Source organism: Citrobacter sp. RHBSTW-00944, from assembly GCF_013615435.1.
In the GTDB taxonomy this organism is placed as follows: domain Bacteria; phylum Pseudomonadota; class Gammaproteobacteria; order Enterobacterales; family Enterobacteriaceae; genus Citrobacter; species Citrobacter braakii.
Map to the genome: position 1 here is coordinate 717,731 of NZ_CP055418.1, position 12,741 is coordinate 730,471.

Consider the following 12,741-nt stretch of genomic DNA (forward strand, 5'->3'; position numbering starts at 1 on the left):
GCGCTAAACGCAGGCCGTGTAAACGAAGTGCCACCCCGCATTTAGCAAACCCTGCCGGATGGCGGTGCAGGCACCTTATCCGGCATGGGATGGCCGTTCTACTTCTTCGCCTGACGCGTCATGATGGTGCGATAGACCTTGAAGCGACCGGTCTGCGCGATAACTTCGTGGAAGCCAAACACTTCATCCAGTACCTTCGGATAAGGCAGGAAGGCGTTCGCCACGATACGCAGTTCACCGCCGCTGTTGAGGTGGCGCACTGCACCGCGAATCAGCGTTTGCGCGGCATCGAGGCTGGTCTGCATCCCATCGTGGAACGGTGGGTTGGAGATGATCATATCAAAGCGACCCGTCACGTCAGAAAAGACGTTACTGGCGATTACGTCTCCTTCAATACCGTTGGCAGCAAGCGTTGCGCGGCTGGCTTCAACGGCGGCGGCACTAACATCGCACAGGGTCAAGCGCACTTTTGGCGAGTGGCTGGCTAAGGCGACGGAGAGTACGCCTGCACCACAGCCGACATCCAGAACTTTGCCTTTGGTGTGCGGCGTCAGCGTGGAGAGCAGCAGTTGGCTGCCAACATCCAGGCCGTCACGGCTGAATACGCCCGGCAGCGTTTTGATGGTCAGATTTTCGGTCTGGTATTCATCCCAGTATTTTTCTGCATCAAAGACCGGCTGTTTTTCCAGACGACCATGGTACAGGCCACAGCGACGCGCGCTGTCGACTTTGTTCAGCGGCGCGTATTCGGCCAGCATCTGCTCTGCGCTACGAACGCCGCTGCGGTTCTCACCAACAACAAAAATATCGGTGCCCACCGGTAACAGCGACAGAATGTTCATCAACTGGAACTGGGCTTCCGGCTTATTCTTCGGCCAGTAGTAGATCAGCGTATCGCTATCGGCAACGTCATCGGCCTGGGCGACGAGGCTAAAGCGAACGTTGTCGCCCATCTGGCGGTTAAGCACCTGCCAGTGGTGAAGCTGCTGAGTGTGCGCACGGCTGGCGGCGCATTCAAAATGGGCAGGCAGGTCATCCTGCAAATCACCGGCAAACAGAATACGGCTTTGTTCGAAATCATCACTGTGGCGCAGCAAGACTTCACTTGCCGGGGTAAAAGCAGACATGGAGTGCTCCTTAAATTGTACAGCGGGGGATTATAGTTGTTTGATGGCACGGATTCGACAAATTTGCTATATTTGCGCCCCTGATAGACAGGAGTGTTTCGCTATGACATCCCGACGAGACTGGCAGTTACAGCAACTGGGCATTACGCAGTGGTCATTGCGTCGTCCCGGCGCACTGCAGGGCGAGATCGCGATTTCAATTCCTGCGCACGTCCGTTTGGTGATGGTTGCTGCACAATTACCCGCACTAACCGAACCGTTGATGAGCGATATTTTACGCGCATTAACCGTCAGCCCGGATCAGGTTTTACAACTGACGCCTGACCGTGTCGCCATGCTGCCGCAGGGCAGTCGCTGTAATAGCTGGCGGCTGGGAACCGAAGAGCCGCTGCTGCTGGAGGGCGCTCAGGTCGAGAGTCCTGCCTTTAATGAATTACGGGAAAACCCCGCGGCCCGCGCCGCGTTATGGCAACAAATCTGCGCATATGAACACGATTTCTTCCCTCGAACCGACTGATTTACCTGCAGCATTTCAGATTGAAAAACGCGCCCACGCTTTTCCGTGGAGTGAAAAAACATTTGCCAGCAACCAGGGCGATCGCTACCTCAATTTTCAGTTGAGGGTTGACGACGTAATGGCCGCCTTTGCGATTACACAGGTCGTGCTGGATGAAGCTACGCTGTTCAATATTGCCGTCGATCCTGACTTTCAGCGCCGGGGCCTGGGGCGTGAGCTACTGGAATACCTGATCGATGAGCTGGAAAAGCGTGGCATTTTGACACTGTGGCTTGAAGTACGCGCCTCAAATGCTGCCGCTATCGCGCTGTACGAAAGCCTGGGCTTTAACGAGGCGACGATCCGGCGCAATTACTATCCGACGGCCGATGGTCATGAAGACGCCATTATAATGGCATTGCCAATCAGCATGTAAGACAAGGTGTAATGATGAAGAAGTGGGACTGGATTTTCTTTGATGCCGACGAAACGCTGTTTACGTTTGACTCGTTTACCGGCTTACAGCGGATGTTTCTCGACTATAGCATTACCTTTACCGCTGAAGATTTTCAGGACTACCAGGCCGTAAATAAACCGCTGTGGGTGGATTATCAAAACGGTGCGATAACCTCATTACAACTCCAGCACGCTCGTTTTCAGAGCTGGGCTGAACGCCTGAAGGTTGAGCCAGGCCAGCTTAATGACGCCTTTATCAATGCGATGGCGGAGATTTGCTCGCCGTTGCCAGGGGCGGTTTCTCTGCTCAATGCGATTCGTGATAAAACAAAAATCGGTATTATTACTAACGGCTTTACGGCGTTGCAGCAAATCCGCCTTGAGCGGACGGGGCTGCGCGACTATTTTGACCTGCTGGTGATTTCTGAGCAGGTTGGCGTGGCAAAACCCGATCCCCGTATTTTTGACCATGCGCTGGAGCAGGCGGGCAATCCTGAGCGTTCCCGCGTACTGATGGTGGGCGACACCGCAGAGTCCGATATTCTTGGCGGCATTAACGCCGGGCTATCCACCTGCTGGCTAAATACGCACCACCGCGAGCAGCCAGCGGGCATTCAGCCGACCTGGACTGTAGCGTCATTAAGCGAACTGGAGCGGCTCCTGTGTAAACACTGATTGCCTCCCCCCCGTTGATGGGTAAAATAGCCGCAATTTTTCGTATTCAACTTGCACGGCCTGTTGCCGTGCTTACCTAAGAAGATTTGACTATGACGTTGTCTCCTTATTTGCAAGAGGTGGCCAAACGCCGCACTTTTGCCATTATTTCTCACCCGGATGCCGGTAAAACGACAATTACTGAAAAGGTACTGTTATTCGGACAGGCGATCCAGACCGCCGGTACGGTAAAAGGCCGTGGCTCCAGCCAGCATGCGAAATCTGACTGGATGGAAATGGAAAAGCAGCGTGGTATCTCCATTACCACTTCTGTGATGCAGTTTCCATATCATGACTGCCTGGTAAACCTGCTGGACACCCCAGGGCACGAAGACTTCTCTGAAGATACATACCGTACTCTGACGGCGGTGGACTGCTGCCTGATGGTCATCGACGCCGCAAAAGGTGTTGAAGACCGGACCCGTAAGCTGATGGAAGTTACCCGTCTGCGTGATACCCCGATCCTGACCTTTATGAACAAACTCGACCGTGACATCCGCGATCCGATGGAGCTGCTGGATGAAGTCGAGAATGAACTGAAAATCGGCTGTGCGCCGATCACCTGGCCGATTGGCTGCGGTAAGTTGTTCAAAGGCGTCTATCACCTATATAAAGACGAAACTTACCTGTACCAGACGGGTAAAGGCCACACCATTCAGGAAGTGCGCATTGTTAAAGGTCTGAACAACCCGGAACTCGATGCCGCCGTGGGGGAAGACCTGGCGCAGCAGCTGCGCGACGAGCTGGAGCTGGTGCAGGGCGCGTCTAACGAGTTCGACCATGAGCTGTTCCTCGCGGGCGAAATCACCCCGGTATTCTTCGGTACCGCGCTCGGTAACTTCGGCGTTGATCATATGCTGGATGGCTTAGTGGAGTGGGCGCCTGCGCCGATGCCGCGTAAAACCGACACCCGTGTCGTTGAAGCCTCAGAAGAGAAGTTCACCGGCTTCGTGTTTAAAATTCAGGCCAACATGGACCCGAAACACCGTGACCGCGTGGCGTTTATGCGCGTGGTGTCCGGCAAGTACGAGAAAGGCATGAAAATGCGCCAGGTGCGCATTGGTAAAGACGTGGTTATCTCCGATGCGCTGACCTTTATGGCTGGTGACCGTTCTCACGTGGAAGAAGCGTATCCGGGCGATATTCTGGGTCTGCACAACCACGGCACTATCCAGATTGGCGATACCTTTACCCAAGGCGAAATGATGAAGTTCACTGGTATTCCGAACTTCGCGCCGGAGCTGTTCCGTCGTATTCGTCTGAAGGATCCGTTGAAGCAGAAACAGCTGCTGAAAGGGCTGGTTCAGCTGTCCGAAGAGGGCGCAGTGCAGGTTTTCCGTCCGATCGCTAATAACGATCTGATCGTGGGCGCTGTTGGTGTGCTGCAGTTCGACGTGGTGGTTTCACGCCTGAAGAGCGAATACAACGTTGAAGCGATTTATGAGTCGGTCAACGTAGCGACAGCACGCTGGGTAGAGTGTTCTGACGTGAAGAAATTCGAAGAATTCAAGCGTAAAAACGAAATTCAGCTGGCGCTGGATGGCGGCGATAACCTCACTTATATCGCGCCGACCATGGTTAACCTGAATCTCACCCAGGAACGTTACCCTGACGTTCAGTTCCGCAAAACGCGCGAACACTAATCGACCTTCAGGGCACGGTATCCGCCGTGCCCTACAACTTTTCCTGTCTTTTAAATCCCTTGCGGAATGTTCTTAAAACCTCTCGTTTTTCTTTTGTTTGCACGTTTTTTAGTCAATCTGGACTGCGATCACGAAATCCTGAACTATATTTAACAATGTGATGACATAAATGTCGGCGTTAAATGCTTTTTAGGCTGCCTGTTGCAGCTTCTATTGCTGATATTTATTCCACTTACAAGATTAGTTGCTGGCTCAAGCCGTTTTACGACAGAGCGCAGCTTTTAGCAAACATACAGGAATACATCTATGACAATGACAGGACTTAAGATTTCTAAAACGCTGCTGGCCGTGATGCTGACCTCCGCTGTTGCAACGGGTTCTGCTTATGCAGAAAACTCCACGACGGATAAAACGCAATCCGGCGTCGAAAGTGCGGGGCAGAAAGTCGATAGCTCCATGAACAAAGTCGGTAATTTCATGGATGACAGCACCATCACTGCGAAAGTAAAAGCCGCGCTGGTGGATCACGATAGCATTAAGAGCACCGACATTTCCGTTAAAACCGACCAGAAGGTGGTGACGCTAAGCGGGTTTGTTGAAAGCCAGGCACAGGCCGAAGAGGCAGTTAAAGTCGCCAAAGGCGTTGAGGGTGTGACCTCCGTTAGCGACAAATTGCACGTACGTGATAGCAAAGACACTTCTGTAAAAGGCTATGCGGGCGATACGGCAATCACCAGTGAGGTAAAAGCCAAGCTGCTGGCCGATGATATTGTCCCTTCCCGCAAAGTGAAAGTTGAAACCACCGATGGCGTGGTACAGCTTTCAGGAACCGTTGAATCACAGGCTCAAAGCGATCGCGCTGAGAGCATCGCCAAAGCGATTGATGGCGTGAAAAGCGTCAAAAACGATCTTAAAACTCACTAATTAGACTTAATTCGTCCTCCCGACGTTTGTCGGGAGGCGTGTTGTGCACCACACTGAAAATATCGCCGATGGGCAGCCTGAGTGCTCATATCAAGCGGTGACATTAACTATGGTAAAGGAGAAGCGCATGTTTCGATGGGGCATCATATTTCTGGTTATCGCGTTAATTGCCGCTGCACTGGGTTTTGGTGGACTGGCGGGTACCGCTGCTGGCGCAGCGAAAATTGTTTTTGTGGTGGGGATCATTCTGTTTCTGGTCAGCCTGTTTACAGGTCGTAAACGGCCCTAGCGACATCCCCTTTATTCTTCAAGTTAAAGGTGCGTTGGCTACGCGTGCTCGCCCGTATCACTTACCAGAGTAAGCAGATCGGGATTCACGCCCTTGCCGCCTTCTTGTGACTCGAATTATTTTGGGGATTAACCGTAAAGATAACTTGCTACTAAGCCAGTCCACCGGACTGGCTTTTACGGTTTTAGCATCAGGCAATTTGCGTTACTTTGTTGTTCTATTACAAAAACAACAGGAAGGCAGAGGTGGGGCAGAGAATACCCGTCACGCTCGGCAATATTGCGCCGTTATCGTTACGTCCGTTTCAACCAGGCAGTATGGCGCTGGTGTGTGAGGGCGGCGGACAAAGAGGCATCTTCACCGCTGGCGTACTGGATGAATTCATGCGCGCGCAGTTCAATCCTTTTGATCTCTTCTACGGGACCTCCGCTGGTGCGCAAAACCTTTCAGCCTATCTTTGTAACCAGCCGGGTTACGGCCGTAAAGTCATCATGCGTTACACTACCCGACGTGAATTTTTTGACCCGGTGCGCTTTGTGCGCGGGGGAAATTTAATCGATCTCGATTGGCTGGTGGATTCGACTGCGTCTCAGATGCCGCTGGCGATGGATAACGCCGAGCGCCTGTTTGCCGCAGGGAAATCGTTTTATATGTGCGCCTGTCGGGGCGATGACTACACGCCTGGCTATTTTTCGCCGAACCGGCAAAACTGGCTCGATCTTATTCGTGCCTCCAGCGCTATTCCCGGGTTCTACCGCGCCGGGGTTGCGCTGGATGGTGTGAATTATCTCGATGGGGGAGTCAGCGACGCCATTCCCGTGCAGGAAGCGGCGAAGCAGGGGGCAAAAACGCTGGTGGTTATCCGCACCGTGCCTTCGCAAATGTATTACACCCCGCAGTGGTTCAAGCGTATGGAACGCTGGCTGGGCGAAAGCAGCCTGCAACCGCTGCTGAATCTGGTCCAGCACCATGAAGCCAGCTATCGCGCGATTCAGAGTTTTATTGAGAAACCGCCGGGCAAGTTGCGTATCTTTGAGATCTACCCGCCCAAACCGCTCCATAGCATGGCATTAGGAAGCCGTATTCCGGCGCTGCGGGAAGATTACAAGACCGGACGCCTGTGTGGTCGTTACTTCCTGGCAACCGTCGGCAAGCTGCTGGCGAAAAATGCGCCGCTGCCTCGTCAGACGCCGAAGATTGTGGTGCCGGGACCGGTCGTGGTTCCACCTGCGCCGGTGGCTAACGACGCTCACGCGCCGGTGGTGACCAATGCGCCTCAGGCTAACGACACGACGTTTAATAATGAGGATTTGGCGTGAGTTATCGTTTTATTGATACGCATTGTCACTTTGATTTTCCGCCGTTTACGGGCGATGAATCTGCCAGTATTCAGGGCGCGGCTGACGTCGGCGTGCAAAGCATTATCGTTCCGGCCACCCAGGCGGCAAATTTTTCCCGTGTACTGGCGTTAGCGGAAAATTACCCTCCATTGTTTGCCGCCCTGGGGCTGCACCCCATTGTTATTGAACAACATAGCGATGACTGTCTGGAGCAGTTGCAGCAGGCGCTGGATAAGCGCCCGCAAAAGCTGGTGGCGGTAGGCGAGATTGGGCTGGATCTTTATCGGGACGATCCGCAATTCGATAAGCAAGAGCGGTTGCTGGAAGCGCAGCTTAAGCTGGCGAAGCGTTACGAACTGCCGGTGATCCTGCATTCGCGGCGCACTCATGACAAGCTGGCGATGCACCTGAAACGCCATGCTTTGCCGCGAACCGGCGTGGTGCATGGATTTTCCGGGAGCGTGCAGCAGGCCGAACGTTTTGTGCAACTGGGCTACAAAATTGGCGTGGGCGGCACCATTACCTGGCCGCGCGCCAGTAAAACCCGCGAGGTAATGGCGCAACTGCCGCTGGACTCACTGCTGCTGGAAACTGACGCGCCGGATATGCCGCTCAACGGCTTTCAGGGACAGCCGAATCGCCCGGAGCAGGTGGTCAGAGTCTTTGATGTCCTCTGCGAGCTGCGCCCGGAACCTGCGGATGTTATCGCTGATGCGCTGTATCGCAATACGACGGCGTTATTTGATTTTTAATTGCCGGACGACGGATACGTCGCATCCGGCAATTACAGGTACAGCGCCGGGAAGATCAAATTATCCACTCCGCGCTCGCGCAATCCTTGCGCCAGTTGCTCCACATCCTCAGGCGTGGCGCTCGGCCAGTCCTTCGCTTCGCCGTACACCCCGTGCGCATGAAAGGCATTTAGCCGCACCGGAACATCACCTGAACGTTTGATAAACGCCGCCAGCGCATCGATATGCTGTAGATAATCCACGTGGTCAGGAATAACCAGCAGGCGCAGTTCCGCAAGTTTTCCCTGCCCAGACAAAAAGGTAATGCTTTGTTTAATCAGCGTGTTATCGCGGCCAGTCAACTGTCGATGACACGCGCTATCCCAGGCTTTTAAATCGAGCATTACGCCGTCGCATACCGGCAGTAGTTTTTGCCAGCCGGTTTCGCTCAGCATGCCGTTGCTGTCTACCATGCAGGTCAGGTGTTGCAACTGCGGATCGGTTTTGATCGCGTTAAACAGCGCCACGATAAACGGCAACTGGGTGGTCGCTTCGCCGCCGCTGACCGTAATTCCTTCAATAAACAGCACCGCCTTGCGAATATGCTGCAGCACTTCATCAACGCTCAGGGTCTGCGCCATCGGCGTGGCCTGCTGTGGGCACATGTGCAGGCAGGTATCGCACTGCTGACATACGTCGGATTGCCATCTCACTTTCCCCGCACTCAGGCTCAGCGCTTCATGCGGGCAATGCAGGACACATTCCCCGCAGTCGTTGCAGCGTCCCATCGTCCACGGATTGTGGCAATTTTTACAGCGCAGGTTACATCCTTGCAGAAACAGAGCCAGGCGACTGCCCGGCCCGTCGACGCAGGAGAAAGGAATGATCTTACTTACTGAAGCGCATCTGCTGTTCATGGCTAATCACGCGAGGTTGTCGTTCCAGAATGCGCGTATTGCGCGCGGCTTCTTCGCCCAGCCAGGTGGTGTTGGTGCGTGAACCTTCGGCGCGATATTTTTCCAGATCCGACAGGCGTACCATATAGCCGGTGACGCGGACCAGATCGTTACCACTCACGTTGGCAGTAAACTCACGCATCCCAGCTTTAAACGCCCCGAGGCACAATTGCACCAGCGCCTGAGGATTGCGCTTGATGGTTTCATCCAGCGTGAGAATGTCGCTGATCCCAGCGTGATAATACGCATGATGCGGTGCGACGGTTTGCAGGTGAGTGATCGGATCCGGCTCATCGCCGTAGGGCAGACGCGCGCCCGGCGTGGTGCCGATGTCAGAACTGATCCCTGACTGTGCGTGCAGCATTGCGCGCTGCTTCCAGCCAAATTTCACCGGGGTACTTTCTACAAACTCCGCCAGTTGGGCGCTGATACGATACCCGAGCTGATTGGCGACCTCGTCTTTTCCGTAGCGAGCATTCTGCCCCGCCTTATCGCACAGCAGGTTCACCGCCTCCGCCAGGCCATACATGCCGAACATAGGGACAAAACGTTCGGGATCAATCAACCCTTCCTGCACCAGGAAGCTATTCTCAAAGAAATGTGATTTTTCATAGAGGAATTCACATCGTGAATCAATGATGGTGATTTGCTGCTGGCAATAGTGCGGTAGGGTGCGCGTAAAGAAGTCATCGACAGAGGTGCTGCGCTCTGCGATGGCTTTCAGATTGAGCCTGACCAGCGTGCTTCCACCCCCGGCGAGCGGCAACGAGTTGTAACAGCTGACGACGCCATACTGACCTTTTGTGAAAATTTTATCATTTTCGGGGCCGTTGGAAATGTGCGGCTTACTGCACTCGCAGATATTTTGCGCCACGTTGAGCAGCAGGTCGTCAGGTGTAATTTGCGGATCATAAATGAACGTCAAATTAGGCGAAACCTGCTTTAACTCTGCGTCTGCGCGTAAAATTGCACGGGTGACAGGCGTATCAGCGGGGCCGATATTGGCATGCATAAATGCGTCTGGCAGGGTTCTGTCGAGATAACGCCAGAAACGTTTTATTCGAATATCGATCTCATCTTGTGTTAGAATTCTAACATACGGTTGCAACAGAACGTCGAGCTGGCCGAGATAGACCGGCATCGAGGTGACTGACGGAACGTGGTGATACAGGATGGTGAGTAAGGATAACGCGTCATCAAGATCCCTGGCTCCTTCCAGTTCCAGCCATGAGGAACCGTTAGCCAGAAAACGCGCGTAGTCGGGTAAAACATAGCGCGGTTTGAACGGGGCATGACCTTCATACATATCGCAGATCACCCCGTCATCCAGCGCCTGGCGAGCCTCAGCAGGTAGTTGCGGGTAAGGCAGCGCGTTTTCAGCCTCCAGTGCCAGGAAGTGGCGTTTCTGCTCAGGGCTGAGCACCGGACTGGTCACGATTTGTTGGCAACGCTGTTGCAGCGCGAGTTCGCTTGAAGTGGGCATCGTTGATTCCTTTTTATCCCGAAGGTGTAACGCCATTGTAGAAAGCAACGCCGCCACAACCTTTGATCCGGATGCGCCTGATGCCACCGCATCCCTTCTTGAAAGGTGATTTATTTGAAGTAGATCTCATTAGAGTAATGCAAATCTGTATGTGGTTTTCATTAACTGTGATGTATATCGAAGTGTAATAGCGAGCGGATGTTAGAATACTAACAAACTCGCAAGGTGAAATTTTATACGGCGATGCCGTTGGAGAATGTTATGACCGATTTAACAGCAAGCAGCCTGCGTGCACTGAAACTGATGGACCTGACCACCCTGAATGACGACGACACCAATGAAAAAGTGATCGCGCTGTGTCATCAGGCGAAGACTCCGGTAGGCAACACTGCCGCTATTTGCATCTATCCGCGTTTTATCCCTATCGCGCGTAAGACGCTGAAAGAGCAAGGCACTCCGGACATCCGTATTGCAACCGTGACCAACTTCCCGCACGGCAACGACGACATCGAGATTGCGCTGGCTGAAACCCGCGCGGCGATTGCCTACGGCGCGGATGAAGTTGACGTGGTGTTCCCTTACCGTGCCCTGATCGCCGGTAACGAGCAGGTTGGTTTTGATCTGGTTAAAGCATGTAAAGATGCGTGTGCGGCGGCAAACGTGCTGCTGAAAGTGATCATCGAAACCGGTGAGCTGAAAGAAGAGAGTCTTATCCGTAAAGCGTCTGAAATCTCCATCAAAGCGGGTGCTGATTTCATCAAAACCTCTACCGGTAAAGTGCCGGTAAATGCGACGCCGGAAAGCGCACGCATCATGATGGAAGTGATCCGCGACATGGGCGTTTCTAAAACTGTAGGTTTCAAACCGGCAGGCGGCGTGCGTACCGCAGAAGATGCACAGCAGTTCCTGGCGATTGCTGACGAACTGTTTGGCGCTGACTGGGCCGATTCCCGTCACTATCGTTTTGGCGCATCCAGCCTGCTGGCGAGCCTGCTGAAAGCGCTGGGTCATGGCGACGGTAAGAGCGCAAGCAGCTACTAATTACTCGTCATACTGCAAGCCGCAGGTGCGTTAGCTGCACTCCCTCACCCCAGTCACTTACTGTAGTAAGCGCCTGGGGATGAGCTTCCTTGCCGCTTCCTGCGACTCGAATTGTTTAGAGTAATCATTCATTGCAGTGGGTTTTCCGCTGCATTTAACCTGATTTATCGGGGGTTACCATGTTTCTCGCACAAGAAATTATTCGTAAAAAACGTGATGGTCATGCGCTGAGCGATGAAGAGATTCGCTTCTTTATCAATGGGATTCGCGACAACACCATCTCTGAAGGGCAAATCGCCGCCCTGGCGATGACCATTTTCTTCCACGATATGACAATGCCTGAGCGTGTTTCGCTGACCATGGCAATGCGTGATTCAGGAACCGTGCTGGACTGGAAAAGCCTGCAGCTGAACGGCCCGATTGTGGATAAACACTCTACCGGCGGCGTGGGTGACGTAACGTCACTGATGTTAGGCCCGATGGTCGCTGCATGTGGCGGCTATATTCCGATGATCTCCGGACGTGGTCTGGGTCATACCGGCGGTACGCTCGATAAACTGGAAGCCATCCCAGGGTTTGACATCTTCCCGGACGATGCGCGTTTCCGTGAAATTATTAAAGACGTGGGTGTGGCGATTATTGGGCAAACCAGCTCGCTCGCACCGGCGGATAAACGTTTTTATGCCACCCGCGATATTACCGCGACGGTGGATTCCATCCCGCTGATTACCGGCTCTATCCTGGCGAAAAAGCTGGCGGAAGGGCTGGATGCGCTGGTGATGGATGTGAAAGTAGGCAGCGGCGCCTTTATGCCGACCTATGAGCTTTCTGAAGCGCTTGCCGAAGCGATTGTCGGCGTGGCGAACGGAGCGGGTGTACGTACCACCGCGCTGTTAACCGATATGAACCAGGTACTGGCATCCAGCGCAGGTAACGCGGTAGAAGTCCGCGAAGCGGTGCAGTTCCTGACAGGTGAATACCGCAATCCACGTCTGTTAGACGTCACGATGGCGCTGTGCGTGGAAATGCTGATCTCCGGCAATCTGGCGAAAGACGATGTCGAAGCCCGTACGAAATTGCAGGCGGTGCTGGATAACGGCAAAGCGGCAGAGATTTTTGGTCGCATGGTTGCGGCGCAGAAAGGCCCGACCGATTTCGTCGAAAATTATGCGAAGTACCTGCCGACGGCAATGCTCAGCAAAGCGGTATATGCTGATACCGAAGGTTTTGTCAGCGCTATGGATACCCGTGCGCTGGGAATGGCGGTTGTTTCCATGGGCGGCGGTCGTCGTCAGGCTTCGGACACCATTGATTACAGCGTTGGCTTTAGCGACATGGCGCGTCTGGGCGACAGCGTAGACGGACAGCGTCCGCTGGCGGTGATCCACGCCAAAGACGAAGCCAGCTGGCAGGAAGCGGCGAAAGCGGTCAAAGCGGCAATTAGCCTTGACGATAAAGCGCCAGAAATTACACCGACAGTCTATCGTCGTATTACCGAATAACTGTATACTGATCTGATCGCTTTTTTGCGGCGCAGATGT

At 53.7% G+C, this 12,741-nt stretch carries 13 protein-coding genes; 10 read left to right on the plus strand and 3 right to left on the minus strand.

Translation table 11 applies throughout. From position 1 onward, the window contains the following. Positions 1 to 98: 98 nt before the first annotated feature. The gene (gene rsmC, locus HV334_RS03410) at positions 99 to 1,127 is read right to left on the minus strand and encodes a 16S rRNA (guanine(1207)-N(2))-methyltransferase RsmC (protein WP_016151599.1); all 1,029 of its coding nucleotides are present in this window, start codon (positions 1,125 to 1,127) and stop codon (positions 99 to 101) included. 103 nt (positions 1,128 to 1,230) lie between these two features. Here rsmC and holD point away from each other — a divergent pair, with 103 nt between their 5' ends. From holD to HV334_RS03450, 8 genes are all read left to right on the plus strand, one after another. Beyond that, complete coding sequence (gene holD / locus HV334_RS03415) at positions 1,231 to 1,644, plus strand: DNA polymerase III subunit psi (protein WP_003837254.1); 414 nt, start codon at positions 1,231 to 1,233, stop codon at positions 1,642 to 1,644. After that, positions 1,613 to 2,059, plus strand: coding sequence for a ribosomal protein S18-alanine N-acetyltransferase (gene rimI, locus HV334_RS03420; RefSeq protein ID WP_005123887.1), 447 nt, complete (start codon positions 1,613 to 1,615; stop codon positions 2,057 to 2,059). Before holD ends, rimI begins: the two co-directional genes overlap by 32 nt. 14 nt (positions 2,060 to 2,073) lie before the next feature. Beyond that, positions 2,074 to 2,754: a pyrimidine 5'-nucleotidase gene (gene yjjG, locus HV334_RS03425; RefSeq protein WP_016151600.1), complete on the plus strand. Its 681-nt coding sequence runs from the start codon at positions 2,074 to 2,076 to the stop codon at positions 2,752 to 2,754. 92 nt (positions 2,755 to 2,846) lie between these two features. After that, positions 2,847 to 4,436: a peptide chain release factor 3 gene (gene prfC / locus HV334_RS03430; protein ID WP_016151601.1), complete on the plus strand. Its 1,590-nt coding sequence runs from the start codon at positions 2,847 to 2,849 to the stop codon at positions 4,434 to 4,436. Between the two features lie 306 nt (positions 4,437 to 4,742). After that, the gene (osmY, locus tag HV334_RS03435; RefSeq protein ID WP_016151602.1) at positions 4,743 to 5,360 is read left to right on the plus strand and encodes a molecular chaperone OsmY; all 618 of its coding nucleotides are present in this window, start codon (positions 4,743 to 4,745) and stop codon (positions 5,358 to 5,360) included. A 127-nt stretch (positions 5,361 to 5,487) separates the two neighbouring features. Beyond that, positions 5,488 to 5,649 (plus strand): DUF1328 family protein, encoded by a 162-nt coding sequence (locus HV334_RS03440; RefSeq protein ID WP_003019081.1) that lies wholly within the window; start codon positions 5,488 to 5,490, stop codon positions 5,647 to 5,649. A gap of 245 nt (positions 5,650 to 5,894) precedes the next feature. After that, the gene (locus tag HV334_RS03445; RefSeq protein WP_016151604.1) at positions 5,895 to 6,968 is read left to right on the plus strand and encodes a patatin family protein; all 1,074 of its coding nucleotides are present in this window, start codon (positions 5,895 to 5,897) and stop codon (positions 6,966 to 6,968) included. After that, the gene (locus HV334_RS03450) at positions 6,965 to 7,741 is read left to right on the plus strand and encodes a metal-dependent hydrolase (RefSeq protein ID WP_016151605.1); all 777 of its coding nucleotides are present in this window, start codon (positions 6,965 to 6,967) and stop codon (positions 7,739 to 7,741) included. The genes HV334_RS03445 and HV334_RS03450 overlap by 4 nt, the downstream gene beginning before the upstream one ends. 32 nt (positions 7,742 to 7,773) lie before the next feature. Here HV334_RS03450 and HV334_RS03455 read toward each other — a convergent pair whose 3' ends face one another. Beyond that, positions 7,774 to 8,637 (minus strand): YjjW family glycine radical enzyme activase, encoded by an 864-nt coding sequence (locus HV334_RS03455; RefSeq protein ID WP_103766857.1) that lies wholly within the window; start codon positions 8,635 to 8,637, stop codon positions 7,774 to 7,776. After that, positions 8,609 to 10,159, minus strand: a complete 1,551-nt coding sequence (locus HV334_RS03460) for a YjjI family glycine radical enzyme (RefSeq protein WP_181221180.1) — start codon at positions 10,157 to 10,159, stop codon at positions 8,609 to 8,611. The genes HV334_RS03455 and HV334_RS03460 overlap by 29 nt, the downstream gene beginning before the upstream one ends. Before the next feature lie 261 nt (positions 10,160 to 10,420). Between HV334_RS03460 and deoC the strand changes: the two genes are divergently transcribed. Both deoC and deoA read left to right on the plus strand, forming a co-directional pair. Beyond that, positions 10,421 to 11,200, plus strand: a complete 780-nt coding sequence (gene deoC / locus HV334_RS03465; RefSeq protein ID WP_016155634.1) for a deoxyribose-phosphate aldolase — start codon at positions 10,421 to 10,423, stop codon at positions 11,198 to 11,200. A gap of 179 nt (positions 11,201 to 11,379) precedes the next feature. Then, positions 11,380 to 12,702, plus strand: a complete 1,323-nt coding sequence (gene deoA / locus HV334_RS03470; protein WP_181221181.1) for a thymidine phosphorylase — start codon at positions 11,380 to 11,382, stop codon at positions 12,700 to 12,702. Positions 12,703 to 12,741 lie beyond the last annotated feature (39 nt).